The following is a 24,379-nucleotide window of genomic DNA, read 5'->3' as shown; positions in this document are numbered from 1 at the left end:
AGTTAGCGCGACAAGTCGGCAGCCAGGTCATAGCGTGTGATCTGGAAACCCAACGGATTCAGGCGTGCGACCTCTTCAGTGAGCGGCACATCGGTGTATTGATAGGCCACGGTGGCAATCAGGTGCTGAACGTTGGTGAGGTTGCCCGACGTCACTTCTCGCTCTGTCTTGGTGAATCGGACAATGGCCGCCTGATTGGCTCCGAGTGTGATGGAGTGAACCTGTACATCGACCGTGCCCTCGGTGCCCAGACGTGTCGTGACGGCATCCTCTCCTTCAAAGCGTTTGCCGTATTGCGTCTGAATGGGTGCGGAGGACAACAGGGCGCACGTATCGAATTGCTCCTGAATGGTTTGCCAGCTGTAGCCTTCGCAGTTCAGTACATAGGTATTCAGGAAATGCTTGGCGATGCGTTCGCCATAGTCTTCCAGCGGTTGTCCGAGCTGGCTGACGTGCTCGACCGTGCCGGTAGCCTCATCGACACGCACAACGTACATTTCAGGAGGCGCTTTTAGCGGCGTCAGGCCGACGACGGCAGCGATGGCGACTGTGGCAATGAGCGCAGATCCGATGGCAACTTGCCAGGCGCGTTTTCGGCTGCGGAAAATTTCGCCGAAATAATCACGCTCCAGGCCGCGAGACTGTTCCAGATAGGCAGCTATATCTTCGGATTTGAGGGCTTCGGGCACGAATCAAACTCCTTGAATAAGCGGTGGCGTGGCATTGACCGGCACACGGGGCGAGTCAGCGGGTTGGGGTGGCTCTGGCACGTGAAAGGCGCAACCGGCCAGCAGCCCGGCCAATGCCAGGGCGGCAACGATGTTTTTCATGGGAACTCCCGCTCTGTCTGCGGACAGAACAATTAGGAAGGAATGGAGGGGGACAGCAGGCCGCTGGATTACTTGGCGCGTGGGCGTATCATGCTGCGCAGGCGCATGATGGAAAACACGCCTTTAGCGGCGGCTCCAATACCGAGTTGAGCGCCGAAGCCATTGGAGAGGCCTGCAGCGAGGCCGGGGATCATGATCATGACGATTAGGCTGGCAATACCGACAAGCAGTTGTGCGCCATAGAGGCTCAGAATATCTTTCGCGCCGCCATTGATCTGATCGGCGATCATGCGGATAAGCTCAACGTTCATTTGCAACATCAGCCCGAAAATAAGGCCGGCCAACAATGCTAAGAACACGAAATTTAGTGCTTGAGAGATCCAGCTGTTGAGAAGTGGCTTGGTCGGCTCAAATAGCGTCGCTGCAATAAATATGGGGCCAGTCGCGACTACCAATGCCATACCGACTTTGCATACGACGATCATCACAATAATGATGCTGCCAACTATTGCTGCGTTTGCACGTACTAACGTGGCGAGAATACTGACGAGCACTTCTTTAGTGGAGGGCAAGAAGTTGTACCAAGCATCTTGACCCTTACCCATCATGGCACCGGAGGCTTTACTGGTCTCATTTTGCAATTTATCGACCTCTACTGCGACATCGCTGGTACCTAGTGCCAGTTGTGTGACATCGTCAGGTAATGCAATCATCGTGTCCGCGATGTTCTTCTGGTATAGGCCTCCCACGCCAAAGATCATTGAGACAACGGCGACGAGAATGGCTTTGCGAAAGAATTCCGTCACTGTCATATTGCTTTGCCCGTGCATGAGGGCAAATGCATACACGACAAATTGGAGAGTGAGGCCTACGACGATGACGGGCATGAGGGCCTGGAATAACGCCTGCATGGGGCCGTTTACAGCGTTGCTTAATGTATTCTCGGTTTCAGACATGACCCATTGAGCAATATTGCTTGGGGACAATGACGAAGAAGCCGACGGAGTCATTCCGGGCATAGTGCGACCTTAGTTGTGAGGTTGAGCGTCTACATCATCGGTGTTGTTATCTCCAAACCACCCGCCATATACCCGTTCAGCTCTCGCTTGTAGCAGGTGTCTCTCCGCTTCAAGTTGTTGCGAGGCTAGTTGAATGCGTGTCTGCTCGGCCACGATGTTGGACTGTTCAATTTGAATCCGTGCTTGTAGTTCGGCGATTTCTTTGGGGTTGCTCGTCTGGTTTATTTTGTCTTGCAGGGCATCAATGTTAGCTAGGCGTTGGGTCATTGAGTCATAGGCGCGTTGGCTCATCGCTTTAGCGGTTGCTTCAATATCCAATGCCCTCTTGGAAAGCTTGGCTCGATCTTCCTGAAAATTGACAGGGGCAGTGACGGAGTCCGTGACGCGGCTAACGTCTGCATTGAGGCTTGAGTTGGTAGGTTGATTCAGCAGATCTTGGGCAGTTGAGGGCAATGCAGAGCGAAGCTGATCGCGCGAGTCTGGGCTGCCAACCACATTGCCGTAACCACTTGATTGCGTCAGTGCGGCAAGCTGGCTCTTGGCTGTAGACAGTTGTTTGCTCAGATTTTTCAATTGATCTTTGGCCGTCAGTAATTGCTGCTGCAATTGAGCGATCGTGGCAGCATCAACCGTTGGAATTCCACTCGCGTAGGTGGTATTGATCAATACGACGGACAGGGAAATGCCCGCCGCAAATAGCTTGCAGCGTGTCATGAGGGGTCTCCAGGGAGTGCGCCGTTAGGCGCGAGGATCAGGACTGCGTGTCGCTTTGCTGTGCAATGGCTTGATATTCAGCCTCTGTTGCACGATGCGCTTTCATTTGGCCTGAAACGATGATATCGGCGCTTTCATCGTAGGCAACGCGTTTGTCGCCTACTGCCAGAATATTGTCCGAATCGTCTAGCTTTCCAGGCAGTTTGTGAGCTTGGTAACCGCCACCGAAAGGGTCTTTCGTTACGACGGTGAACAGAAAACTATCGCCGTTGCGAGTGATATGGATCGCGTCAGGATCATATTTGCTATCTGACTTCCAATATCCAAGAAACTTCTCACCCCCGGGCTCACTATTACATCCGACTAGGGGCGTGAGCAGTGTGGCAGAACTAATGGCGGCGATGAAGTTTCGTCGGTTCATGCGGTTTTCCTATAGTGAGCGGCAGTTGAAGGGCCCGGCTATTCGTGAAAAATGTCCAGGGATTGCGTACGCTGCAGGCGTATTCAATCTTTGTAGTGCAGGCCGCTTGATTGCACAGTTTCAGGATGTTCCATTAGGCCGTGTTTCTCGGTGCCCTTGGATGCGGACATCAACACGTTGATAAAGGGGTTAGAAATCCGGCCCATCCATTTCGTGAGTGGCCTCATGCCGCTCTAGCGGATGATCGAAGCGTGCACCGATGAGATCGGATACGCGCTGGTAGTCGGCAGGTTGCGGAGGATGGCCGTTGACCTCGTGAATGTGCAGGCTGTAGTACTTGTGCACACCTTGTTCAAAATAGGCACGATCTTCGCGTGGCGTGCTCGATGAAAACCAGAGCGATGGGGCCTGCCGTGGATCGGATGCGGAGGGTGAGTCCAGGCCGTGGTCTTGTGCCAGTCGCCGAAGCGTTTCGGTATCGACGGCTTCACGTTCCACCGTGGTATCTGCCCAACTGGATTGGCCCGCTTCCAGGTCTTCCGGCTCCCAGTACTCGCAGTCGATGGAAACCACGAAGGTGTCTTCGGGGCTTTCTTGCTCCGGTTCATGGGTTTCAAGTCCCAATCGGCGGTAAAAATCCCGATGCTGTTCGTACTCCCAGGCCGTCTGCGTTTCGGCGATGAGATTTTCGGTCTCGCGGATCAGTGCGCGTCCAGCCTCAAAGTCTGCATCCGGGATATCCACGCCCTCGATGTCCCTGGCGATATACAGACCAGTCATGTGGTCTTTGAGTCCTTTGAGATATTCCTGGGTGAGGATCAGGTGTTCCTTCGCGGCGTCCGGTATTGGTCGGGCTCGTTCGCCCGCGCTGAAGGCCTCCTCCACACGATCTTCCAGCTCTTTGGGTGTTGAGTAGGGATTGTTCTGCAGATTCATGGAGCCTCCTGCATGGTGTTAGCGTGTCTGCCGGATCGCCGCCAGATATACCGGCAGCCAGGCGGCTGGGTCATGACCTGCCTGGGCAACCGCCTCTTGTGCGATCGCGGCCATGTCGGGGCTGCCCGAGAACACGAGCAGTTCATCTTCGCAGCCGGACAGGTCAAGTTGAGCGACGGTGACGCTTGAGCCTTGCTTGACCAGGAATTTCCGGCTGGCTTCTCCAAGGCCGCGCAGTAGTTCGAATTCCGCCTCGGTAAGCCCAAAGCCCTCGATATAGTCGCGAGCCTTGGCCTTGGGGTTCGGCAGCAGAATGAGTGTGGCGGTCTGTTGCACCAGGGACGGCCCGACCGGGTTCTCGATGATGGCCCCCGGCTCCTGCGTGGCGAAGGCCAGCACGCCGTTCTTTTTACGAATCGTGCGGCTGGCATCCTGCATGGATTCCTGAAAATGCGCGTCTTTCAACGGGTGCTGACACTCGTCGTACAGGTTGATGATGCGGCGACCATCATGCAGGGCATCGACGCGATGCTTCAGGTACAGCGTGGCAGCACCCCGGGCGGCGTCATCGTCCAGCAGCTCGGTCAGGTCAAAGCCGAAAATGGCAGGCTGGCCGGTATCCGTGCGCAAACTCAGCTCATCGACCGGATTGTCGAACACCCAGCCGTATTCACCACCTTGGCACCACGGTGCCAGCCGAGCATGAATGGTGCTGGTGTTGTCATCCTCGCTATAGGGGTTGGGCAGCAAGGTGTTGAGCGTGGATAACGTGCGGGCTTCGCGATCGATGAGCGTGGTCAGTTGTTGCACGGCCTTGGTTATGTCGGCCTGTTGGCGGGTGGTGACCGTTTCTCCTCGGCGTTCCGCCAGGAACACCACCAGGCGCACCATAAAGGCGACGTTGCCTTTGGTGGGCTCCATTTGGAAGGGATTCCAGCCAGTGGTTTCGCCCAGCCGAATGTTGAAGTAACGACCCCCAAGCGCCATGATCAGCACCTGCATACCCTGATCCTTGTCCCACACCACGCATGTCGCACCGAACTTCTGGGCTTGGGTGAGCAACATGCCCTGCAGAACGGTTTTGCCGGTACCCGTCATGCCGATAATCATCGTGTTGCCGGGGCGACGTTTCCCGGTTTCGTCCACGTCGTCGGTGGAGGCATGGAAATTGAAGAAGTACGGGCTGCCGGTTTGGGTTTTAAGCAGCGTGACCGCAGGGCCCCAGGGGTTGCCGACCGGTTTGCCGGTCAGTTGGTTATGCAGGCTGGAAAAGCACAGAAAATTCAGCGACGTGATGGGAACCGGTCGGGGTCGCCAGTGCCAGTTGCCAGGTAGTTGTGCCCAAAACCCCGCCTCCAATGCCCGGTCCAAGGGTCTGAAGCCGATGGCGTCTTCGGCCAAGGCGGTGGCCGTTTGCGCCAGCGCCTGGCGCACGCTTTCTGCCGTGTCGTCATAGATCAATAGCGTGGCGTGATGGTCTCCCAGACCCAAGCGGGCCGAGGTCAGGTCATCCATGGCGTCGTTGAGTTGGGCCACCTGGCTGGTAGAGTCATCGCCGGAATCGACCAGCAGTTTGTGGTGTTTCTTGACCAACTTCTTGGCTGCAGCTCCCGTATGGCTACCCCATGACTGCGTGAGCACGAATTCGTGCGGCAGGGCCAGCAACCGATTCATGTGCCCTGGTTTTGTCGCTTCCGGGTAATCGCGCAATTCCATCATGCCGAAGACGCGGGCGTTGGCGACGGTGCGCAGTTCGCCGAGTTCGCCATGGCGGCCAAAGATCGGTCTGGCCTGTGGCAGGGTGTCTCGCAGCCGTTCGCGGCTGATAGGTACCTGTTGTGGCGTGCCGGACAGCAGAAAGCCCAGAAACTCAGCCGCTTCACTGAAGGCAAAACCGTTCCGGTCTACGATGCCGAGCGTTTCAGGATCGTAGCGGTATAGGCCTGCCATCAGGGCGCGCACAATACCGTTGAGTCGTTCGATCGATTCGGCTTGCCAAAGCGCCAAGCGTTTCGCGTCGGCTTTCTCCAGGCTGGCAAACGTGCCTAGGATGGGATCTTGGACAGGATGAACCAGGACAGTCAGGTACAGTTCATTAACCATCAAGCCCGACGTATCGAACGTGGCACGGTAGGCAGCATCGAATTGGGCTGCAAAGGGTTGCTCGAACGTGCTGTCGGGATATTCGGTGACGCGGCGGCGAACAATATGGGAGTAGAGCCCAAACGCTCCCATCGGCAGGCCGCGCAGCACGTTATGCAGGGCTTCGATCCAGTCCTTGAGTTCGTCTTGTGCGTACGCGTCCGGCGCTCGACCCGTGACTTTGATGACCGTCATGTACTCATGGTTGTCGCAGGCAATGATTTGATCCGTGACATGATGGGAGTGCGGCAAGTAGCGCGCGATGCGACGCTCGTCTACCGCCAGGAAGGCTGCAGCAGTCATGGAGACATCCTTTACTTGATGAGGGACCGCCAGGGGCGGCGTCGGTGATAACCCTGCAGGGCATAGCTGGAGCCTTGCCAAAAGCGCTGATTGGGATTGCTGCGCCGGGTTTTGAGTTCCAGCCAGAGCACGTCCAGCGCCTTGTCGTCGTCTCGCGTGAGAATCGCCAAGGTGGGCATGACCACAAAGAGCAGTCCCCACCAGGCCAGGCCTGCCGTCATGGCGATGATGGCTACCCCGGCAAACGCGCCCAGCAGTAACGTGGTGGGAATCCCCATGAACGTGGCCTTGCGGCCCAGGCCCTTGAAGACCGGATAGGTATTGGGCGTCATGGCTTACTTCCAGAGCAGAACAACCAGTTCTGCCGTGGAGCCCGCCAGCAGCACACCGATCCCCCAACGGATGGCATCGTCTTTACGCATGACTTCGGCGGCATACAGCACAAAAATGATCACGCCGATGATGACGGCGGCAATGGGCAGGATGATGTCCAGATTGTCGCTGAGCGTTTGCAACGTGGTTCTGGCGCGGGACAGTCCGCCGATGGACTGTGCAAATGCAGCGTGATGGCAGCTAAATAGCAGTGACGTTGCTATCAGCTTGTACAGAATGCGCAGGGACGATGTTGCGTTCATGATGTGCTTGAGTACAGACATGAAAAGACTCCTGCCCCACACGCTTGCTGGCGTCGGGGTGGTGGGGATGAAAAGTGGGAGGGTGGCGCTGGGCCTAGTGAGACGGCGCTGCGTCAGGTGTCGGTAGTGGGTTCCGCTAAGGACTGGTGCTGGGCTTTTTCAGAGAAGCCATCGTTGGCCGGATTGGCCGTGAAGCCATCCTGAGTACCTGGGGTGTGAGGCTCGGCAGCGGGTGGCTCTGGTGCTGCTTTGCTGTCGGGCGTCGATGGGGTCTCGTCGCTGGCTTGCGGTGTTAATGCAGGCACTTTGATATTGGCCTGGGCCAATATCTTGCCGACATAACCGTTGCGAAACCCACCAGTGAAGTTGCCTGTGTTGTAGCAAGACAGGGCGGCACGTAACGCCTGTTGCGGATCTTGATGCTCGTGCAAGGCCCGAGCATAGCAATCGGCAAGCACCGTTTGGGCCGCTGCCAAATTGCGGCAGGGATCAAAGACCGTCTTGCTGTTCAGGTTCAGAGCGGCCCAATTGCGCACGTTGATCTGCCCCAGTCCAGCATCGAAGTCGATTCCCTGTTTGATCAGGCGATCGGCTGCGGCCGTGGCAGTCGCCAATGTTTGCGGTTGCTGCGGTAGATGCCGGCGCTTTTGGTTGACACCAATTGCGTATGGACTGCCTCGAGATTCATGGCGGATCAAGGCCGACAGCGTATCGGGGTGAATGTTTGGCGCACAGGCCAGGGCCAGCGCAGCAAATGCAGCAATCATGGTGCATCCTCATCGGCTATTGGTGGCTGGCCTGGGGTTTTTGAGGGAGAAATTCCAGCCGCTGGCCCAACGTCCTCGATGGTCAGCATCCCATTTGGCTTGCGCGGCGGTGTATGCCTGCGCATTGACCCAGTGTCCGCCCATCGCGGGCACGCCGACATAGCGCACCGATAGGTCATAGGTCCAGGCATGATCGTTGTACGTCACGCAGTAGGCAGGCAGTTTGTCCAGCGATACGGTGGGGATCGCATGTACGTCGTAGATGATGTCACCGCTGTCGCCGCCCAGGCTGCGTTTGCGCCATCGGTATGCCGTTGCTGCATACGTGCGATTGAGATAGTCAGGATCGCATTTGCCTGCGCCGCGTGAGATGGCGTCAATGCGCTCGGGCATGCCCTGATCGCTTGAGGCTGGGCACTGGGACAGGAAGGCACGTCGTGCCGAGACGGTGGCCGACCAATCCAGGCCGCCGTGGCTGTATTTCTTGATGTCGAAGTAGTGGTTCAGGGAGGGACTGCACTCACTGGGTTGTGCGCCGGTGGACAGGCACAGTGTTGCTTCGCAGGCCAAGCGGGTATTGCCAGTGAGCAGATCCGCGCTGGCCGCATGGGCGGCGGGCACCAGCGCGTAGACGAGCGCCATCGCTCCCGCCTGCATTGCAGGGAAGGATTGCATGAAGGTCTCCAGGGAATAGGTACAGCAGGCAGTCGAGGAATCGACCGGAGGCGGGTCAGCGCGAACGCTGCAGGTGTTGTTGGGCGATGGCGATCTGTTCGGGCTTGGCCATGGCACGCACGAGATAGGCGGTTTCAATGGCAACCAGGCGGGTGTCTTGCAAATTGCCCAGGCTGGCCACGATCTGGCGTAGCAGGGTGAGCTCTTCCTGCAGCGTGTCGTCGGCGGACAGACGGCGTCGGATGTAGTTGGACAGAGATAGTCCCGAGAGGGCGGCAGCTTCGCCCAGACGCGCAGCATGAGACGGGGTCATCCGAATGCGGACGACCTCGGAGAGAGGTTCGTTCATAAAGGTGTGCCTATAAGGTGTGAGGGCTAGTTCGTTGCGGGTATGAGGCGAGGAAACACAGTGTCCGCTGCGTGCCACATAATTGGCGGCTGGCTCATATAACCAAGCGTCATGAATGGAACGATGTCCGTGTTTATTGAGGCGGTTGATGATAATTTGCGCCGTAGTGTCGTTCTCGATGGCAGTTTGGACATAGTGCTACCGCATTTTCTGGGGTATCTGCACCGCCTTCAGCAAGGGCCTTGCGATGGTGAACTTCGAGATATGGGCGACCGTCCGGGCGTAGAAATGGGGCGACTTGGCCGCAACCTTGACACACGCCTTTGGCAGCTAGAAGGGCCTCTGCAATTACATCAGGATTACGTTTGAACGTCCGTGCTAGCACTACTCTCTGTTCAGGCATTGTCGGCGCATGCAGGAGTCGTTGCGCACGAGTATCAGGAGAGTCTTCTAACGCATTTGTTACTTGCTGCTCAAGCGAGAGCGACGTTTCATCAAACGTAGCCATCTCACGAAGTTTGTCGACGAATTCCGCATGAACGCGGCGTAGCCCTGGTTCATTGCCAGTGAAGTTGGACAGGTATGTGATGTGGTTCATGACCGATTGCAAAGCGATCATCAAGTCGCCTAGACCGCTCTCTGCAATTCGGCCAAGCATGAATCGAAGACCATCCGCGCTTACCGTGGTTTTAAACGTGCTACCTCTACGCATAGCAAGGAAACAGCCGATATATCCACCGGCAGTGCGCTTAGCAATACCAAACCTTTCCGCAAGAGCTTCTTGAGCATCGATTAGTTTTATCGTGCCGTTGAGTACCTGCTGCGCAGCTTCATACGCTGCTGAGAATACTTCCGGCGTAACTCGCGCGCGTGCCATGTATTTCGAGCCCTTTTCGACTGTTAGCGATGCATGATAAGCAGTTTGTCAGAAAGCTAGATGTCTACTGTGGACTTTGCTGCAAATGATTCAAACAGTCCATGAGCTCCCGTTCAGAGAGATTGGATAGTTTTGCAAGCAAGGAGTTTGCGAGTTCGGACGGAGTGAAGCCTATGGCGTTGGCCACGGCAGTGGGAGAGAGCTCACGTTTACGGATGACCGCCGTGATTTGGGTGATGAGTCCTGACTTGGTCTGCAGTTCCTCAGCATCGTGTAGAGCAAGGTCTTTGAACACGTTTCCCGAGGATAGCTCGACTTCGACACCGTCAATGACACATTTGTCCATTTCGTTAGCCCTCATGCGAATTACGGCGGCAGTCCAGCAGTATTCCCCGCTGAGGACTTGAGAGAGTTGATTAACTACGCAGTCTATCTAGTTTGCCTACGAGATCCTCGGCACGCAAATGTGTGTACCGCTTGAGCATTTGCATGGATTTGTGGCCGCTGATCGCCGACACTTCCTGATCAGATAGGCCTGCTTCGACCAGTCTGCTCACGGCTTCATGGCGCAGGTCATGGAATCGGAAATCTGTCAGATTGGCGGCTTTCTTGGCGTCATTCCAGGCCTTATCGAACAGATATGGCCGTCGCACACCATCGCGACCAGGCTCACCAAAGAACACGAGATCTGTCTCGGGTGGTCGGAGTGGATTATCTATAGCTGCCTGAAATGCAACTGTGGCGGCCTTCGTCAGAGGCACTGTGCGCGGCGATGAGTTCTTGGTGATATCCAGTCGTACCACCCGTCTCTGTATATCAACCTGCTCAAGACGCAAACCGCTGATCTCTGACAGCCGCATTCCGGTTTCCAAGGCAATCCGCACAATCCAGCTGAACATGGGATTGGAATAGGCATCTACTTCGGCCAGTAGTCGCTTGGTTTCAGCAGGGGTGAGCCGACGATTTCGTCCTGCTCCCGGGGCGGGACGGCGGATCTGAGCTACAGGATTAAACGGCAGTCCCAGTCCCCATTCTTTGATGGCTACTGTAAATAGATGGCTCAATAGTGCCAATTCCAGTCGAACTGTATTGTTGGTGCGGGGTACCAGCTTGCCATTTTCATCGGGGGCGCCCGCCAAGCGCATGTCTCGGTATTGTGCGACGACGTCCGCGCTCAGGGCGGCCAATGAATATTTGCCAAGATGCTGCAGCAATGGCCGCGCTTTCTTGTGCTCAGAGATGCGAGTGGATTCCCGCTTGGTCGGCGTCACTTCTTGTAGGTAGCGTTTCAGCGCCGCCTCGACCGTCATCCTTTCGCTGAGTGTGCGCTGGATGTAAACCCCTCGTACCATTTCGTCTTCAGTACGTCTGGCCCAGTCTTCGGCGTCTCGTTTGGTCCGAAATGTTTTGGACGAAGTGGGCCAACCCGTCTTTCGGATGACCGCTTTCCAGGTTCCAGAGGGTGTCTTAACGATAGTAGCCATGCGAGTTAGAGCTCCGAAAGTACACTCGGCGCTTCACCACTGTACCGAAACTGTACCTGGCTCGCAATTCTTGAAAATCCCCCAGAGACGGGGTAAGGCTTTGAATCCAGCTAAATACCTGTAAATACGAGGAAATTTAGACTGGTGCCCGGGGCCGGAATCGAACCGGCACGCCTTGCGGCGGGGGATTTTGAGTCCCCTGCGTCTACCAATTTCACCACCCGGGCTTTGGGGGATCGCCCTGGGCTTGGGATGCCGGGGCGTGGAGAAGAGTCGCAATTATACGATACCGTGACGCAGTCCACGGTCGTGCCGCTCGGCGCAACATCTTGGTGACTATACCCATAGGCTGCCGCCACCGATTAGGCCCCCGGCACGCCTCGTTCCCAGGGTGGCGGATCGCCCAGGTGCTCGGTCAAAAAATCCACGAATGCGCGCACTCTCGGCGGCACCAGCCGGCGTTGGGGCATGACGGCGTGGATGTATGTCATGGGTACCGGGTAATCCGCCAGCAGGATCTTTAGCGCGCCGCTGCACACTTGTTCATGGACATGCCACAGTGAATGCAGCGACACGCCCAGCCCGGCCACGGCGGCGTCGCGCAGCGGGCCGCCCTGGGTGCTTTCGAAGCGGCCCTTGACGCGCTGGGCGATAGCATTGCCTTTTTTGTCGGTGAAGTGCCAGATGTTCTGGCGCCCCGAGCCGCCGGCCAGCAGCAGGCATTCGTGTTTGGCCAGGTCGGCGGGGGTGCGGGGCGCGCCGTGCCGGCGCAGGTAATCGGGCGAGGCGCACACTACGCGCCGGTTCCTGGTCAGGCGGCGCGACACCAGTCCGGGGTCGCGCAGGACGCCGACGCGTATGCCGAGGTCGTAGCCTGATCCGACCAGGTCCAGCAGTTCGTCGCTGAGGCTGACGCTGAGCTTTACGTCCGGGTATGTCGCCAGGAAGGCCGGCACCAGCGGCGAGACGTATTGGCTGCCGAAGGATGAGGACATGGTAACCCGCAATGTGCCGCTTACCGCGCTGGCCCCTTGGCGCAGCCGGGCGGTCAGCGCGTCCAGGTCTTCGACCAGTATGCGCCCTTGTTCGGCGAGTTCCATGCCTTCGGGAGTGGGGTGCAAGTGGCGGGTCGTACGGTGCAGCAGGCGTACTTGCAGGTTTTGTTCCAGCCTTTTCAGCCGTTGGCTGGCGACCGCTACGGAAAGGTCCAGGCTGCGCGCGGCGGCGCTGATCGAGCCTTGATCGAGCACGCGCAGGAACAGCTGTATGTCGTCCAGTCGGTCCATTATTTTCAATGGATTATTGATAATGTTTATTCATTCTAGTGGTTTTTCTATGCAATCGCAGGCCTTAATGTTGTGGCCCTGTCTTGCCTGAAGGATTGCATCATGTCTGTTCCCTCTGTTCGTTCGCGCGCCCCGGCGGCGCTTTATGTCCTGGCCATTGGCGCTTTCGGCATCGGGACGACCGAGTTCATGCCCATGGGTTTGCTGCAGCAGATTGCCGGCGATCTGCATGTCGGCATTGCTACGGTCGGCCTGCTGATCTCGGGATATGCGCTGGGGGTATTCCTGGGCGCGCCTTTGATTACGCTGGCAACGCGGCGGCTGCCGCGCAAGACGGTGCTGCTGGCTTTGATGGCTGTTTTCACCCTGGGTAATCTGGCGAGCGCCCTGGCGCCGGATTATGCGACGCTGCTGGCGGCGCGGGTGCTGACCTCGCTGGCGCATGGCACGTTTTTCGGCGTGGGGTCGGTGGTGGCGACGTCCCTGGTGTCTAAAGAGCGCGAGGCTTCGGCCATTTCCCTGATGTTCACCGGCCTCGCCGTGGCCACTTTGTTCGGCGTGCCCGCCGGCGCGTGGCTGGGGCTGCACTTTGGCTGGCACGCCTCGTTCTGGGCGGTGACCGTGGTGGGGGTGTTGGCCATGTCGGCGGTGGCGCTGTGGATTCCCGCCGGCCATGGCACTGCGGCTCCCGCCTCATTGGCCACGGAGCTGCGCGTGATCGCAAGCCTTCCGGTGTTGCTGGGTCTGTTGATCACTGTGCTGGGTTTTGCCGGCCTGTTCGTCGTCTATACGTATATAGAGCCCATATTGCTGCGTGTCACGGGTTTCGCGGATGCGGCGGTGTCGCCGGTGCTTTTGGTGTTCGGCGTCGGCATATTCGTCGGCACGGTGTTGGGCGGCCGGCTGGCCGATCGCAGTCTGGCATCGGCCTTGCTGGGCGCACTCGCCTTGCTTGCCGTCGTGCTGGGCGTGCTCGGGCTGGTCTTGCACAACGGCGTGTTGATGGTGCTGGTCACGGGTTTGCTCGGCGTGGCTGCGTTTACGACGGTGGCACCGCTGCAGTTGTGGGTCCTGCGCAAGGCGGCCGGCGCGCCGAGCCTGGCTTCCAGCGTGAATATCGGTGCGTTCAATCTCGCCAATGCGCTGGGCGCATGGCTGGGCAGCCGGGTGATTTCCGCGGGCGCCGGCCTTGCGGCCCTGCCTTGGGTGGCCGCACTGGTGGCGGTGGCCGGGTTGCTGGTGGCTGGATATGCCCTGCGCCGCGATCGTGCGGGCGCGTTGATCAACCGGAATACGGCTTGCGCTCAAGCCTGACCGCCAGCCATTCAAGGAGCATCAAGATGGATTATCGCTTTCTGGGCCGGTCCGGCCTCAAGGTTTCGGAGCTGGGTTTCGGTGCGGGAACCTTTGGGGGCAAGGGTGCGCTGTTCAGCGCCTGGGGGCGGACGGACGTCGCCGAGGCCCGCCGCTTGATCGATATTTGCATGGAGCACGGCGTCAATTTGTTCGACGCGGCGGATGTGTATTCCGACGGCGCATCGGAATCGATCCTCGGCGCAGCACTAGAGGGCCGCCGCGGGCGGGCGCTCATTTCCACCAAGCTCACGCTGCGCGCGGGCGATGGGCCCAACGACGTAGGCGCGTCGCGCCACCATCTGGTGGCCGGCATAGAACGCGCGCTGTCGCGCCTGCGCACCGATTACATCGATATCCTGCAACTGCATCATTTCGACGCGCAAACGCCTGTAGAGCAGGTGATGTCGACGCTCGACGACATGGTCCGCGCGGGCAAGATCCGCTACATCGGCGCATCGAACTTCTCGGGCTGGCAGTTGATGAAGTCGCAGGCGGCTGCCGATCGGCACGGCTGGTCGCGTTTCGTCGCCAACCAGACGTATTACTCGCTGATCGGCCGCGATTATGAGTGGGAGCTGATGCCTCTCGGCCTGGACCAGGGCATCGGTGCACTGGTGTGGAGCCCCTTGGGGTGGGGACGCCTTACCGGCAAGATACGGCGCGGCCAGCCCTTGCCCGAGAACAGCCGTTTGCATCAGACGGCCGGCTATGCGCCGCCGGTGGACGAGGAGCGGCTGTATCGCATCGTCGATGCGCTGGACGAGGTCGCCGCCGAGACCGGACGCACCATTCCGCAGGTTGCTCTGAACTGGTTGTTGCAGCGGCCCACGGTATCCAGTGTTCTGGTGGGCGCGCGCAACGAGGAACAGCTACGCCAGAACCTGGGCGCGGTGGGCTGGGCCCTCGATGCCGCGCAGATCGCCCAGCTGGACGCAGCCAGCGCGGTGACGCCTCCGTATCCCTATTATCCGTACTGGAACGGCCAGTTCGCTGAGCGCAATCCGCCCGCCGTATAGCGGGCGGCGGCCGGGCAAGGCCGCCCCTCGCGGCTTTACTCTTCCGTGTCGGCCAGCTTGGTGATGGCCTGTGCCCAGTGCACGAACTTCAGGTTGGCCAGGTCCCTGACGGTCTTCACGTTGAAGGCTGCCTTGAGGTGTTCCGCGTCGCCTTCGGACACGCCTTGCAGGGCCGATACCGGGGCGTCGGCGATCTCTTTCAGCGATTTGGTCTCGTAGGCCTTCATCACGGCTTTGTTGATGTTCATGCGTTGCTCTCCTGTTGTTGGGCGTCTGTGGAAAGGAACCTGGACGATCGTCAGTTCCAGCAGTGTGGCTGCGCGGATCTCGTAAAAGGCGGAACGAGGCGCGAGTCCTAGACACGCCGGCCCGCCGGGGCAACAGCCACTGTTGCGAAGGATAAAACGAGAGCCCCCGGTTTGGCGCGGGGAAAAATGTTTCGAAATCTTTGGCGCCGCGGGTTGCGGGCCGAGGGCTCAGGCCTGAGGGCTCGCGGCTCAGGGCTCAAGGTTCAAGACTCAGGGCAAGGTTCAGGGCTCAGGGTTTAGGACCATGATCGGTGGCAAGGCCATCTCCTCAGGCGGCCTCGGGGCCAGGATGGCTCCCGACCTACAGCTTGGCACCCCGGCAAGGCCGCCTCCTGGCCCAAGCTGCCTACCGTTTTTTCCGCCAGGCCCCGATCAATCCCGCTGCGACGATCAGCGTCGCGCCCGCGTAGCTGACACCGTCCGGCAGCTCTCCCCACACCAGCCAGCCGAAGAAGGTGGCCCATAGCAGGCCCGAGTAGTCGAAAGGTGCCACCACCGAGGCGGGAGCCAGCCTGAATGCCTGTGAGATCAGGCTGATGCCGGCGCTGCTGAAGATGCCGATGGCGAACATGACGAGCCAGTCGGCGCCCGCGACCGGCTGCCAGATCCAGGGCTGGGGCAGGGCGCTGAACAGTACCTGGGGCAGTACGGAATAGAACATCAGGGCAGCGAAGCTGTGGGACGGGGTGATGCGCTTGGCGCTGACCATCATGGCGGCGTAGGTCATGGCGGTGAACAGGGGATACAGGGACGCGGCCTGGAAGGCGCCGCTGGCGGGCCGCACGATGACCAGGACGCCGGCGAAGCCCAGGGCCACGGCCAGCATGCGCCAGGCGTCCAGCCGCTCTTTGTAGACGGCGGCCGACAGCAGCACGACGAAGACCGGGGCGGCGTAGGCGATGGCGGTGATTTCGGCCAGCGGCAGCTCGGCCAGGCCGCGGTAGAAGGCACAGGCGCCGATCACGTTCAGGAAGCCGCGCAAGGCGTGCAGGCCGGGCTGGCGGGTGCGCAGGGCGGGGCGCCCGCCCAGGGCCAGCGCCAGGGCGGTGACCAGTGGCAGGGCGATCAGGGCGCGCAGGAACAGGATCTGCAGGGCCGGGTAGCGCCCGTCCAGGACCTTGACCGAGGCGTCGCTCAGGCTCAGTACCAGGATGCCGGCCAGCATGCAGCAGATGCCGGCGTTGGCGCCGGCGCGCCCCGGGCCCCTTGAAGTCGAGGCTATCGCCTCCATATATTTTCCCAATTGGCCCGAATGTCTGGGCGCAGAAGCTTTTCCGTCAACAAACTTTTCATTTATTCAATAAGTTATGAGCGATTCCGATACTACTGTGCATGGCGCCGAAACGCTGGGTTTCCAGGCCGAGGTCAAGCAACTGCTGCATCTGATGATCCATTCCTTGTACAGCAACAAGGAGATTTTCCTGCGCGAGCTGGTCTCGAACGCGTCGGACGCTTGCGACAAGCTGCGTTTCGAGGCCATCGACAAGCCCGAGCTGCTGCAGGGCGACGCCGACCTGCGCATCCGGGTGGAATACGACAAGGATCAGCGTACCGTCACGATATCCGATAACGGCATCGGCATGTCGCGTGAAGACGCCATCGCCAACTTGGGCACGATCGCGCGCTCGGGCACGCGGGAATTCTTTTCGCAACTGACGGGCGACCAGCAGAAGGACGCCCAGCTCATCGGCCAGTTCGGGGTGGGCTTTTATTCGTCCTTCATCGTGGCGCAGAAGGTGTCGGTGTTGAGCCGCCGCGCGGGGCTGCCGGAAACCGAGGCGATCCTGTGGGAATCGGACGGGCAGGGCGAGTTTTCCATCACGACGGTAGAAAAGGCCGACCGCGGTACGGCGGTCACGCTGTACCTGCGCGAGGGCGAGGATGAGTTCCTCAGCGGCTGGAAGCTGCGCGAGATACTGCGCCGCTATTCCGACCACATTTCGCTGCCGATCCAGATGCTGAAGGAAGAGTGGGACAGTGAAAAATCCGAGCAGGTCAAGAAGAACGAATGGGAAACGGTGAACCAGGCCAATGCGCTGTGGACGCGTGCCAAGGCCGACATCACTGACGAGCAGTACAAGGAATTCTACAAGCACGTCGCGCACGACTACGACGATCCGCTGGCCTGGACGCACAACCGGGTGGAAGGCCGCAGCGAATACACGCAGTTGCTGTATATCCCCAAGCATGCGCCCATGGATCTCTGGGATCGCGACGCGCGGCGCGGGGTCAAGCTGTACGTGCGGCGTGTGTTCATCATGGACGACGCCGAGCAGTTGCTGCCCACGTACCTGCGTTTCGTGCGCGGGGTGATCGATTCGGCCGATTTGCCGCTGAACGTGTCGCGCGAGCTGCTGCAGGAAAGCCGCGACGTGAAGGTGATCCGCGAAGGGTCCACCAAGCGCATCCTGTCGCTGCTGGAAGACCTGGCCGAGAACCAGGCCGACAAGTACGCGGAATTCTGGACCCAGTTCGGGCAGGTGATCAAGGAAGGCGTGGGCGAAGACCATGCCAACAAGGAACGCATCGCCAAGCTGCTGCGCTTTGCCTCGACGCAGGCCGAGGGCTCGGCGCAGACGGTGTCGCTGGCCGATTATGTCGGCCGCATGAAAGAAGGCCAGGACAAGATCTATTACGTCAGCGCCGATTCGTTTGCCGCGGCCAGCAACAGCCCGCACCTGGAGATCTTCCGCAAGAAGGGCCTGGAAGTGCTGCTGCTGTCGGACCGCGTCGACGAATGGATGCTGTCGCACCTGCGCGAATTCGAAGGCAAGCAACTGGTGTCGATCGCCAAGGGCGGCCTGGATCTCGACACGCTGGCCGACGAGGAAGAAAAGAAGCACCAGTCGGAGGTAGCCGAGACCTTCAAGCCCCTGGTCGAGCGCCTCAAGACGGCGCTGGGCGAGAAGGTCAAGGACGTGCGCGTCACGGTGCGCCTGGTGGATTCGCCTGCTTGCGTGGTGGTCGACGAGCACGAGCTCAGCCCGCACCTGATGCGCATGCTGCAGGCCGCCGGCCAGGAAACGCCGCAGGTCAAGCCGATACTCGAGATCAACCCCGAGCACGCGCTGGTGACGCGGGTGCAGGGCGCCCCGGAAGCGGACTTCGGCGACTGGGCGCAACTGCTGCTGGACCAGGCCATGCTGGCCGAGGGTGCGCAACTGGCCGATCCGGCCGGGTTCGTGAAGCGCATGAACCGGCTGATACTCAACGCTTGATGGCTGGCGGGGCCATGGGCCGCTTGTGCCGTGGCGCACGGCGGCTATGGCCGGGCTGTGGCGCACAAGTCGGGCCCCGGTGATCCGGGGCCACTGTGTCCGGCCCAGGCACTACTGATGTTTCATGTTTGCTGCGGCGCCCATGGGTTCGATAGCCCGGGCGCCGTTTGTGTTCCGGCGCTGCCGTGGCGCAGCCGCCTTCCGGCCTAGCCGACGCCCGGCGGCATCTGCCGCCGCAGCCAGCCGTTCTCCCGGCCGTAGCGCGCCCAGTCGAAGTACGGCCCCGGGTCGGTCTTGCGCCCGGGGGCGATGTGTTCGTGCCCCCACGCCGCCCGCAAGGGGTGGCGGCCGCGCAGCGCCGCGGTCAGGGCGGCCAATGTCGCGTATTGGGCTTCGGCGTACGGCTCGAAGTCCGTGCCTTCCACTTCTATGCCTATGGAAAAATCGTTGCAGCGTTCGCGCCCCTCGAAGGCCGAGACGCCGGCGTGCCAGGCGCGGCGCGTGCTGGCGACGAACTGGATCACTCTGCCGTCGCGGCGCACGAAGAAGTGCGCAGAAACCCGCAGCCCGCGCAGGCGCGGCAGCCAGGGGTGGGATTCGTAGTCCAGCCTGTTGAGGAACAGGCCCTCTACTTCGGGGCCGCCGAAGACGCCGGGCGGCAGGCTGATATTGTGGAGGATCAGCAGGTATGGGTCTTCGTTGCCTGGCCGGATGTCCTGGTTGGGAGAAGGCGCTAGGCGCACCCCGGGGCCCGGGCGCAGCCAGCCGTGGCGGTCCAGGGCGAGGGGGCGGGCGCCGGCGGGCGTTGCCGTTGCCATCATGGTTGCGCTGGCCGCCGCTTGGGCTGCAGCAGCCGAAGCCGTAACTGGAACCGGGCTGCAGCCGGATCGGCGCTGGAGGCCGGGGTGCTGGCCCGTGCGTGCCTGCTCATTTGCGCACGCCCAGCTTGGCGTGTTCGGCGCTGCACCAGGTCTGGCCTTGCATCAGCACGGCTTCGGAGCGTGGCAAGTGGATGCCGCAATGGGCGCAGCGCACCATGGCTTCGGGCGCCCGCACCGCCGGCGTGGGGCGCGGCGGGGCCTGGCGCGGGCGCGACTGCTGGCGGGCGTTGTTCTGCGACAAGATGCGGGCCAGCAGCATGCCGCCCAGGATCAGCAGTACCCAGATCAGGACCTTGCCCACTTCAACCTCGCTGCAATATGACTTCGAGCACGAACCGGCTGCCCGTGTAGGCCAGCAGCAGGAAGACAAACCCCACCAGTGTCCAGCGCAGGGCGATGCGGCCGCGCCAGCCGCGCGCGTAGCGGCCGATCAGCAGCCCGCCGAAAGTGATCCACGACAGCAGCGTGAAGACGGTCTTGTGGTCCAGCGGGAAGGGGCGGCCGGTCAGGGCGATGGAGACCATGGCGCCGGACCCGACGGCCAGGGTCAGGACGATGAAGCCGATCCAGATCAGGCGGAACAGCAGATGTTCCTGGACCAGCAGGGGCGGCATGGAATCGAAGGCGCGGCTGATGATGCCGCGGCTGGCTTCCTGTTCGACCGGCCGGTGCAGGTGGCGGTCGAGCGCGGTCATGAGGATGGCGTGCAAGGCTGCCACGGTGATCAGCCCGTAGGCGGTCAGCGCGATCAGCAGATGCACGCGCAGCCAGTCGTTATGGGCGTGGGCCACTACGTAGCCCTGCGGAAAGGCGGCGGCCACCACCGTGACCAGCGTGACGGCCGGCAGCAGGATCAGCAGCAGGCCGTCGATGCGCAGGATCAGGCTTTCCAGCCAGAATATGATCATGCCCACCCAGATCGCCGCCGACAGGCCCAGGGCCCAGCTCAGGCGCAGGCCGTTGTCGGTGAGTATGGCCTGGTGCAGGGCGATGCCATGCAGGATGATGGCGCTGAGCAGGCAGATGCGTCCGACCTTGCCCGTGTGAGCCTGCTCGCCGCCGCGGGCCAGCGGCCGCCAAAGAGAAACGGCCAGCACGGCGTAGGCCAGCGCGGCCAGCAAGTGAAATACAATGCCTGCAGACATAGTCCCTGATATATGGTTGGGCCGGCAGGGGCATGATGCCCCTCCGCACCCTATTTTAGTTCGGGCGCAGTCCGGAACCGACTAGTTTAAGCGAAACCATTCTTATTTATGCTCGACAATCTTACCCAGCGCCTGTCGCGAGTCGTCAAGACCATGCGTGGCCAGGCGCGCCTGACCGAAGCCAATACCCAGGACATGCTGCGCGAAGTGCGCATGGCCCTGCTCGAGGCCGACGTGGCCTTGCCCGTGGTGCGCGATTTCGTTGCCCGGGTCAAGGAACGCGCCTTGGGCCAGGACGTCGTGGGCAGCCTCAACCCGGGCCAGGCCCTGGTGGGGGTGGTGCACAAGGAACTGACCGACCTGATGGGCGGCGACCAGAGCGCCGAGGCCGGCGAGTTGTCCCTGGCTGCGCAACCGCCCGCCGTGATACTGATGGCCGGCCTGCAGGGCGCCGGCAAGACCACCACCACCGGCAAGCTGGCCAAGTGGCTCAGCGAGGGCGGCCACGTCCAGCACGGGCGCAAGACGGGCAAGAAGAAGGTGCTGGTGGTCAGCGCCGACGTCTACCGTCCGGCGGCCATCGAGCAGTTGCGCACCGTGGCCGAGCAGGTGCATGTGGATTTCCTGCCGTCCGAGGCCACGCAGAAGCCCGAGGACATCGCGCTGGCTGCGCTCGACCATGCCAAGCGCCATCACTACGATGTGCTGATCGTCGATACCGCCGGCCGCCTGGGCATCGACGAGGCCATGATGCGCGAGATCCGCGCGCTGCATGACCTGCTCAAGCCGATCGAGACCCTGTTCGTGGTCGACGCCATGCAGGGCCAGGACGCGGTGAACGTGGCCAAGGCCTTTGCCGACGCCTTGCCCCTGACCGGCGTGGTGCTCACCAAGCTGGACGGCGACGCCCGCGGCGGCGCGGCCCTGTCGGTGCGCCACGTCACCGGCAAGCCGCTGAAGTTCGTCGGCATGTCGGAAAAGCTCGACGGGCTGGAGCCCTTCCACCCCGAACGCATGGCGCAGCGCGTGCTGGGCATGGGCGACATCGTCTCCCTGGTCGAGCAGGCGCAGAAGAACGTCGACATCGTCGAAGCGCAAAAGCTGGCGGCCAAGCTCAAGTCGGGCAATCGCTTCGACCTGAACGACTTTCGCGAACAATTGCAGCAGGTCAAGAAAATGGGCGACATGGGCTCGCTGCTGGAAAAGCTGCCGGCCCAGTTCGCGCAGGCCGCCAATCAGTTGCAGGGCGGCCAGGCCGAAAAGCAATTGCGCCGCACCGAAGGCATCCTGAATTCCATGACTCCGGCCGAACGCGCCAAGCCCGAGCTGCTCAAGGCCTCGCGCAAGCGCCGCATCGCCGCCGGCGCCGGCGTGCCGGTGCAGGAAGTCAACCGCCTGCTGGCCCAGTTCGAGCAGATGCAGGGCATGATGAAGCAAATGAAGAAGGGCGGCATGGCCAAGATGATGCGCGCCATGGGCGGCTTGCGCGGCATGGGCAAGGGCGGCTTCGGAGGCTTCCGGCCCTAGGCCGGTATGGCCTTAGCCGCCGTACCGGTCGGTGGCGGCCAGCAGCAGCTTCAGGTTGCCGGGCTCGTCGAAAGCGTGCCCGGCGTCCGGCACCACGTGGAATTTGGCCTGCGGCCAGGCCCGGTGCAGATCCCAGGCGGTGCGCATGGGCGTGCAGGCGTCATAGCGGCCCTGGATGATGGTGGCCGGTATGGCGTGCAGCCGGTGCGTGTTGGCCAGCAACTGGCCTTCTTCCATGAAGCCGGAATTCACGAAATAATGGTTCTCGATGCGGGCGAAGGCCAGCGCCGACGCGTCGTCGGCATGGTCCTGCTGATGCTGCGCGCTGGGCAGCAGCGTGATCGTGCGGCTTTCCCACTGCGTCCAGGCGTGCGCGGCGCGTAGCTGGGCCTCCCGGTCCGTGCCGGTCAGGCGCTTGTGGTAGGCGGTGATCAGGTCGTCGCGTTCCTCGGGCGGGATCGGCGCCAGGTATTGTTCCCACAAGTCCGGGAACAGCCATGACGCGCCTTCCTGGTAGAACCAGCGCAGTTCCTTGCGGCGCATCGCGAAGATGCCGCGCAAAACCATTTCGCTGACATGTTCCGGATGCGTCTGTCCGTAGGCCAACGCCAGGGTCGAGCCCCAGGACCCGCCGAACACCAGGCACTGCTCGGCTTCCAGCACTTCCGTGCGCAGGCGTTCGATATCGGCCACCAAGTGCCAGGTGGTATTGTTTTCCAGGCTGGCATGCGGCCGCGAACGCCCGCAGCCGCGCTGGTCGAACAGCAGCACCTTGTAGCGCTGCGGGTCGAACAGGCGCCGATGCACCGGCGAGCAGCCGCTGCCCGGCCCGCCATGCAGGAACACGGCCGGCTTGCCCTGCGGATTGCCGCAAAGTTCCCAATAGACCTGATGGCCGTCGCCGGTGTTCAGGTAGCCCTGGCGGTAGGGTTGTATGGCCGGGTACATGGTGTCTCTGTGTTCCTGTGTTCGTTCAGCTTTGTGGGCGGGCAGCAGTCCTTGCCGCAGCGCCGGCGCCGGGTATTGCGCCCTTCACCGGCAACGGGGCTGGTTTTCCCCGCGTTTTGAAATACGGGGCCTGCAGCGAATTCCGGGCGGGGTCAGTTTTTTCGCGTAAAGATCAGATCCCATACTCCATGCCCCAGCCGCAGTCCGCGGGTCTCGAACTTGGTCTGCGGCCGGTATTCCGGCCGCGGCGCATAGCCCTCGCAGGTATTGCACAGGCTGGGCTCGCCCTGCAGCACCGCCAGCATCTGCTGCGCATAGTTTTCCCAGTCGGTGGCGCAATGGATATAGCCGCCCGGCGCCAGGCGGCTGGCCAGCAGCTCGATGAACGGCGGCTGCACCAGGCGCCGCTTGTGATGCCGCGCCTTGGGCCACGGGTCGGGAAAATAAATATGCACGCCCGCCAGCGACTGCGGCGCCAGCATGTCGCGCACGACTTCCACCGCGTCGTGCTGCACGATGCGGATGTTCTGCAGGCCCGAGGCCTCGATGCGCTTGAGCAGAGCGCCCACCCCCGAATTGAAGACCTCCACGCCCAGGAAATTATCGCCCGGCCGGGTTGCGGCAATGGCTTCGGTGGTCTCGCCCATGCCGAAGCCGATCTCCAGTATGGTCGGCGCGTCGCGCCCGAAGGTGCGCTGCAGGTCCAGCGGCGTGGCCCGGTAGGGCAGCGCCCAGAGCGGCATCAGCCTGTCCAGCGCTTCCTTCTGGCCGGGCGTGATGTGGCTGCGTCGGTGGACGAAGCTGCGGATATGGGGAGGGGTGGTCGTAGGATCGGCCGCCGAATCGGCGGGGTTTGCCGGGCTGTCCGGGGCCGGCCCAGGCTCGGACCCCTCGGCGGCAGCCGGGATATCGGTATGCGTGTTCGTGCTCATAGGCAGGATTGTAGTGACTGCCGGGCCGGTCTGCGCGAGGGCGGGGCGATCCGGCCGGCCCGCCGTCCGCCTGCGCCCACGGCATGCCCCGCAGGCGCTATAATCTGCGCTCTCCGCGACGCCCGCCGCCGCGCGAGACCCATCCCATGCGGGTGTAGCTCAATGGTAGAGCAGAAGCTTCCCAAGCTTACGACGAGGGTTCGATTCCCTTCACCCGCTCCAAGTATCGCCCCACACCCGGTTTGTCACTTTGGGAAGTGATTCCAAGTGATTGAATTTCAAGGCTCTACCCCATAATCGGGGGATACGGGCATTCATCACACTCGGTTAATCACCCCGTTCCAACCGCACTGGGCCAAGACCCGCATGCGGTAATTCTCAAAATTCCTGAAGCCATACGCCCGGCGCGAGAGCATTTCCATCTTCGTGTGGAAGCCTTCGGTGATCCCATTGGACTTGGTGAAGCGCCACATGCGCACGATGGGCTCGAGCCACGATAGTAGCGTAGCGGCCAGCGCCTTGGCCGGGCTTTGTTCAAATTGACGGATCAGGGCCAGGAACTGGGGCAGCATCTGCTTGGCCCGCTTGGCCTTCAGGCTCTTCATGACCA

28 protein-coding genes and 2 tRNA genes are annotated in these 24,379 nt (G+C 61.2%); 5 read left to right on the top strand and 25 right to left on the bottom strand.

Translation table 11 applies throughout. From position 1 onward, the window contains the following. Positions 1-2: 2 nt before the first annotated feature. The 17 genes from KVP10_RS15420 to KVP10_RS15340 all read right to left on the bottom strand — a co-directional run bounded on the left by KVP10_RS15420 (position 3) and on the right by KVP10_RS15340 (position 12,438). On the bottom strand, positions 3-689 hold the full coding sequence (locus KVP10_RS15420) for a VirB8 family type IV secretion system protein (protein WP_217965509.1): 687 nt from the start codon (positions 687-689) through the stop codon (positions 3-5). A gap of 3 nt (positions 690-692) precedes the next feature. After that, positions 693-830, bottom strand: coding sequence for a conjugal transfer protein (locus KVP10_RS15415; RefSeq protein WP_217965508.1), 138 nt, complete (start codon positions 828-830; stop codon positions 693-695). Between the two features lie 68 nt (positions 831-898). Continuing rightward, positions 899-1,786 (bottom strand): TrbL/VirB6 family protein, encoded by an 888-nt coding sequence (locus tag KVP10_RS15410; protein WP_246600727.1) that lies wholly within the window; start codon positions 1,784-1,786, stop codon positions 899-901. A gap of 72 nt (positions 1,787-1,858) precedes the next feature. Then, positions 1,859-2,563 carry a TrbJ/VirB5 family protein gene (locus tag KVP10_RS15405; protein ID WP_217965506.1) on the bottom strand — a complete coding sequence of 235 codons (705 nt, stop codon included), beginning with the start codon at positions 2,561-2,563 and terminating at the stop codon, positions 1,859-1,861. A gap of 37 nt (positions 2,564-2,600) precedes the next feature. Next, on the bottom strand, positions 2,601-2,984 hold the full coding sequence (locus tag KVP10_RS15400) for a hypothetical protein (protein WP_217965505.1): 384 nt from the start codon (positions 2,982-2,984) through the stop codon (positions 2,601-2,603). A 189-nt stretch (positions 2,985-3,173) separates the two neighbouring features. Beyond that, complete coding sequence (locus tag KVP10_RS15395) at positions 3,174-3,920, bottom strand: hypothetical protein (RefSeq protein WP_217965504.1); 747 nt, start codon at positions 3,918-3,920, stop codon at positions 3,174-3,176. Between the two features lie 18 nt (positions 3,921-3,938). Beyond that, on the bottom strand, positions 3,939-6,365 hold the full coding sequence (locus tag KVP10_RS15390; RefSeq protein ID WP_217965503.1) for a VirB4 family type IV secretion/conjugal transfer ATPase: 2,427 nt from the start codon (positions 6,363-6,365) through the stop codon (positions 3,939-3,941). A gap of 11 nt (positions 6,366-6,376) precedes the next feature. Then, positions 6,377-6,697, bottom strand: a complete 321-nt coding sequence (locus KVP10_RS15385; protein WP_217965502.1) for a VirB3 family type IV secretion system protein — start codon at positions 6,695-6,697, stop codon at positions 6,377-6,379. A 3-nt stretch (positions 6,698-6,700) separates the two neighbouring features. Continuing rightward, positions 6,701-7,021 carry a TrbC/VirB2 family protein gene (locus KVP10_RS15380; protein WP_217965501.1) on the bottom strand — a complete coding sequence of 107 codons (321 nt, stop codon included), beginning with the start codon at positions 7,019-7,021 and terminating at the stop codon, positions 6,701-6,703. A 92-nt stretch (positions 7,022-7,113) separates the two neighbouring features. After that, positions 7,114-7,767 carry a lytic transglycosylase domain-containing protein gene (locus tag KVP10_RS15375; protein WP_217965500.1) on the bottom strand — a complete coding sequence of 218 codons (654 nt, stop codon included), beginning with the start codon at positions 7,765-7,767 and terminating at the stop codon, positions 7,114-7,116. Between the two features lie 9 nt (positions 7,768-7,776). Further along, positions 7,777-8,442, bottom strand: a complete 666-nt coding sequence (locus KVP10_RS15370) for a TrbM/KikA/MpfK family conjugal transfer protein (protein ID WP_217965499.1) — start codon at positions 8,440-8,442, stop codon at positions 7,777-7,779. A gap of 55 nt (positions 8,443-8,497) precedes the next feature. Continuing rightward, positions 8,498-8,791, bottom strand: a complete 294-nt coding sequence (locus tag KVP10_RS15365) for a plasmid mobilization protein (protein ID WP_217965498.1) — start codon at positions 8,789-8,791, stop codon at positions 8,498-8,500. A 133-nt stretch (positions 8,792-8,924) separates the two neighbouring features. Then, positions 8,925-9,668 carry an HNH endonuclease gene (locus tag KVP10_RS15360; RefSeq protein ID WP_246600726.1) on the bottom strand — a complete coding sequence of 248 codons (744 nt, stop codon included), beginning with the start codon at positions 9,666-9,668 and terminating at the stop codon, positions 8,925-8,927. Between the two features lie 64 nt (positions 9,669-9,732). After that, the gene (locus tag KVP10_RS21605; protein ID WP_376810962.1) at positions 9,733-10,014 is read right to left on the bottom strand and encodes a helix-turn-helix domain-containing protein; all 282 of its coding nucleotides are present in this window, start codon (positions 10,012-10,014) and stop codon (positions 9,733-9,735) included. Positions 10,015-10,084: 70 nt separating this feature from the next. Further along, positions 10,085-11,152, bottom strand: coding sequence for a site-specific integrase (locus KVP10_RS15350; protein ID WP_217965496.1), 1,068 nt, complete (start codon positions 11,150-11,152; stop codon positions 10,085-10,087). A gap of 142 nt (positions 11,153-11,294) precedes the next feature. Next, positions 11,295-11,379: transfer RNA gene (locus tag KVP10_RS15345), tRNA-Leu, on the bottom strand. A 135-nt stretch (positions 11,380-11,514) separates the two neighbouring features. Then, a complete protein-coding gene (locus tag KVP10_RS15340; protein ID WP_217965495.1) occupies positions 11,515-12,438 on the bottom strand; it encodes a LysR family transcriptional regulator in 924 nt (307 codons plus the stop codon). A 102-nt stretch (positions 12,439-12,540) separates the two neighbouring features. Between KVP10_RS15340 and KVP10_RS15335 the strand changes: the two genes are divergently transcribed. Continuing rightward, positions 12,541-13,752, top strand: a complete 1,212-nt coding sequence (locus KVP10_RS15335) for an MFS transporter (RefSeq protein WP_217965494.1) — start codon at positions 12,541-12,543, stop codon at positions 13,750-13,752. A gap of 26 nt (positions 13,753-13,778) precedes the next feature. Then, positions 13,779-14,810 (top strand): aldo/keto reductase, encoded by a 1,032-nt coding sequence (locus tag KVP10_RS15330; protein ID WP_217965493.1) that lies wholly within the window; start codon positions 13,779-13,781, stop codon positions 14,808-14,810. 35 nt (positions 14,811-14,845) lie between these two features. Here KVP10_RS15330 and KVP10_RS15325 read toward each other — a convergent pair whose 3' ends face one another. Next, positions 14,846-15,058, bottom strand: coding sequence for a hypothetical protein (locus tag KVP10_RS15325; protein ID WP_217965492.1), 213 nt, complete (start codon positions 15,056-15,058; stop codon positions 14,846-14,848). A gap of 406 nt (positions 15,059-15,464) precedes the next feature. Continuing rightward, positions 15,465-16,349: a DMT family transporter gene (locus tag KVP10_RS15320; protein WP_246600724.1), complete on the bottom strand. Its 885-nt coding sequence runs from the start codon at positions 16,347-16,349 to the stop codon at positions 15,465-15,467. A gap of 76 nt (positions 16,350-16,425) precedes the next feature. Here KVP10_RS15320 and htpG point away from each other — a divergent pair, with 76 nt between their 5' ends. Next, a complete protein-coding gene (htpG, locus tag KVP10_RS15315) occupies positions 16,426-18,336 on the top strand; it encodes a molecular chaperone HtpG (protein ID WP_217965491.1) in 1,911 nt (636 codons plus the stop codon). A 206-nt stretch (positions 18,337-18,542) separates the two neighbouring features. Here the strand turns inward: htpG and ampD are convergent, their stop codons facing one another. The 3 genes from ampD to KVP10_RS15300 all read right to left on the bottom strand — a co-directional run bounded on the left by ampD (position 18,543) and on the right by KVP10_RS15300 (position 20,362). Next, positions 18,543-19,157 (bottom strand): 1,6-anhydro-N-acetylmuramyl-L-alanine amidase AmpD, encoded by a 615-nt coding sequence (gene ampD / locus KVP10_RS15310; RefSeq protein ID WP_246600723.1) that lies wholly within the window; start codon positions 19,155-19,157, stop codon positions 18,543-18,545. A 106-nt stretch (positions 19,158-19,263) separates the two neighbouring features. Beyond that, the gene (locus KVP10_RS15305) at positions 19,264-19,518 is read right to left on the bottom strand and encodes a PP0621 family protein (RefSeq protein WP_217965490.1); all 255 of its coding nucleotides are present in this window, start codon (positions 19,516-19,518) and stop codon (positions 19,264-19,266) included. 1 nt (position 19,519) lies between these two features. Next, the gene (locus tag KVP10_RS15300) at positions 19,520-20,362 is read right to left on the bottom strand and encodes a cytochrome C assembly family protein (RefSeq protein ID WP_217965489.1); all 843 of its coding nucleotides are present in this window, start codon (positions 20,360-20,362) and stop codon (positions 19,520-19,522) included. A 108-nt stretch (positions 20,363-20,470) separates the two neighbouring features. On the opposite strand from KVP10_RS15300, the gene ffh reads away from it, so the two are divergent. Continuing rightward, the gene (gene ffh / locus KVP10_RS15295) at positions 20,471-21,889 is read left to right on the top strand and encodes a signal recognition particle protein (protein WP_217965488.1); all 1,419 of its coding nucleotides are present in this window, start codon (positions 20,471-20,473) and stop codon (positions 21,887-21,889) included. A gap of 12 nt (positions 21,890-21,901) precedes the next feature. Here ffh and pip read toward each other — a convergent pair whose 3' ends face one another. Both pip and trmB read right to left on the bottom strand, forming a co-directional pair. Continuing rightward, a complete protein-coding gene (gene pip / locus KVP10_RS15290; RefSeq protein ID WP_217965487.1) occupies positions 21,902-22,837 on the bottom strand; it encodes a prolyl aminopeptidase in 936 nt (311 codons plus the stop codon). A gap of 152 nt (positions 22,838-22,989) precedes the next feature. Beyond that, a complete protein-coding gene (gene trmB, locus KVP10_RS15285; protein WP_217965486.1) occupies positions 22,990-23,769 on the bottom strand; it encodes a tRNA (guanosine(46)-N7)-methyltransferase TrmB in 780 nt (259 codons plus the stop codon). Positions 23,770-23,917: 148 nt separating this feature from the next. Here trmB and KVP10_RS15280 point away from each other — a divergent pair. Beyond that, positions 23,918-23,991 (top strand) — tRNA-Gly (locus KVP10_RS15280). Between the two features lie 95 nt (positions 23,992-24,086). Here KVP10_RS15280 and KVP10_RS15275 read toward each other — a convergent pair. Beyond that, a partial coding sequence (locus KVP10_RS15275; protein ID WP_217965485.1) for a transposase occupies positions 24,087-24,379 on the bottom strand: 293 nt, incomplete at its 5' end.

The organism is Candidimonas humi, assembly GCF_019166065.1.
In the GTDB taxonomy this organism is placed as follows: Bacteria; Pseudomonadota; Gammaproteobacteria; order Burkholderiales; family Burkholderiaceae_B; genus Candidimonas; species Candidimonas humi.
The sequence above is the reverse complement of the archived record's forward strand: the minus strand, read 5'-3'. Positions and strand labels throughout refer to the sequence as shown.

What these genes read in the sequence shown, in the direction of transcription:
- KVP10_RS15415 (WP_217965508.1), bottom strand. Translation starts at nt 830, where the DNA reads ATGAAAAACATCGTTGCCGCCCTGGCATTGGCCGGGCTGCTGGCCGGT.
- KVP10_RS15410 (WP_246600727.1), bottom strand. Translation starts at nt 1,786, where the DNA reads ATGTCTGAAACCGAGAATACATTAAGCAACGCTGTAAACGGCCCCATG.
- KVP10_RS15405 (WP_217965506.1), bottom strand. Translation starts at nt 2,563, where the DNA reads ATGACACGCTGCAAGCTATTTGCGGCGGGCATTTCCCTGTCCGTCGTA.
- KVP10_RS15400 (WP_217965505.1), bottom strand. Translation starts at nt 2,984, where the DNA reads ATGAACCGACGAAACTTCATCGCCGCCATTAGTTCTGCCACACTGCTC.
- KVP10_RS15395 (WP_217965504.1), bottom strand. Translation starts at nt 3,920, where the DNA reads ATGAATCTGCAGAACAATCCCTACTCAACACCCAAAGAGCTGGAAGAT.
- KVP10_RS15390 (WP_217965503.1), bottom strand. Translation starts at nt 6,365, where the DNA reads ATGACTGCTGCAGCCTTCCTGGCGGTAGACGAGCGTCGCATCGCGCGC.
- KVP10_RS15385 (WP_217965502.1), bottom strand. Translation starts at nt 6,697, where the DNA reads ATGACGCCCAATACCTATCCGGTCTTCAAGGGCCTGGGCCGCAAGGCC.
- KVP10_RS15380 (WP_217965501.1), bottom strand. Translation starts at nt 7,021, where the DNA reads ATGTCTGTACTCAAGCACATCATGAACGCAACATCGTCCCTGCGCATT.
- KVP10_RS15375 (WP_217965500.1), bottom strand. Translation starts at nt 7,767, where the DNA reads ATGATTGCTGCATTTGCTGCGCTGGCCCTGGCCTGTGCGCCAAACATT.
- KVP10_RS15370 (WP_217965499.1), bottom strand. Translation starts at nt 8,442, where the DNA reads ATGCAATCCTTCCCTGCAATGCAGGCGGGAGCGATGGCGCTCGTCTAC.
- KVP10_RS15365 (WP_217965498.1), bottom strand. Translation starts at nt 8,791, where the DNA reads ATGAACGAACCTCTCTCCGAGGTCGTCCGCATTCGGATGACCCCGTCT.
- KVP10_RS15360 (WP_246600726.1), bottom strand. Translation starts at nt 9,668, where the DNA reads ATGGCACGCGCGCGAGTTACGCCGGAAGTATTCTCAGCAGCGTATGAA.
- KVP10_RS21605 (WP_376810962.1), bottom strand. Translation starts at nt 10,014, where the DNA reads ATGGACAAATGTGTCATTGACGGTGTCGAAGTCGAGCTATCCTCGGGA.
- KVP10_RS15350 (WP_217965496.1), bottom strand. Translation starts at nt 11,152, where the DNA reads ATGGCTACTATCGTTAAGACACCCTCTGGAACCTGGAAAGCGGTCATC.
- KVP10_RS15340 (WP_217965495.1), bottom strand. Translation starts at nt 12,438, where the DNA reads ATGGACCGACTGGACGACATACAGCTGTTCCTGCGCGTGCTCGATCAA.
- KVP10_RS15335 (WP_217965494.1), top strand. Translation starts at nt 12,541, where the DNA reads ATGTCTGTTCCCTCTGTTCGTTCGCGCGCCCCGGCGGCGCTTTATGTC.
- KVP10_RS15330 (WP_217965493.1), top strand. Translation starts at nt 13,779, where the DNA reads ATGGATTATCGCTTTCTGGGCCGGTCCGGCCTCAAGGTTTCGGAGCTG.
- KVP10_RS15325 (WP_217965492.1), bottom strand. Translation starts at nt 15,058, where the DNA reads ATGAACATCAACAAAGCCGTGATGAAGGCCTACGAGACCAAATCGCTG.
- KVP10_RS15320 (WP_246600724.1), bottom strand. Translation starts at nt 16,349, where the DNA reads ATGGAGGCGATAGCCTCGACTTCAAGGGGCCCGGGGCGCGCCGGCGCC.
- htpG (WP_217965491.1), top strand. Translation starts at nt 16,426, where the DNA reads ATGAGCGATTCCGATACTACTGTGCATGGCGCCGAAACGCTGGGTTTC.
- ampD (WP_246600723.1), bottom strand. Translation starts at nt 19,157, where the DNA reads ATGATGGCAACGGCAACGCCCGCCGGCGCCCGCCCCCTCGCCCTGGAC.
- KVP10_RS15300 (WP_217965489.1), bottom strand. Translation starts at nt 20,362, where the DNA reads ATGTCTGCAGGCATTGTATTTCACTTGCTGGCCGCGCTGGCCTACGCC.
- ffh (WP_217965488.1), top strand. Translation starts at nt 20,471, where the DNA reads ATGCTCGACAATCTTACCCAGCGCCTGTCGCGAGTCGTCAAGACCATG.
- pip (WP_217965487.1), bottom strand. Translation starts at nt 22,837, where the DNA reads ATGTACCCGGCCATACAACCCTACCGCCAGGGCTACCTGAACACCGGC.
- trmB (WP_217965486.1), bottom strand. Translation starts at nt 23,769, where the DNA reads ATGAGCACGAACACGCATACCGATATCCCGGCTGCCGCCGAGGGGTCC.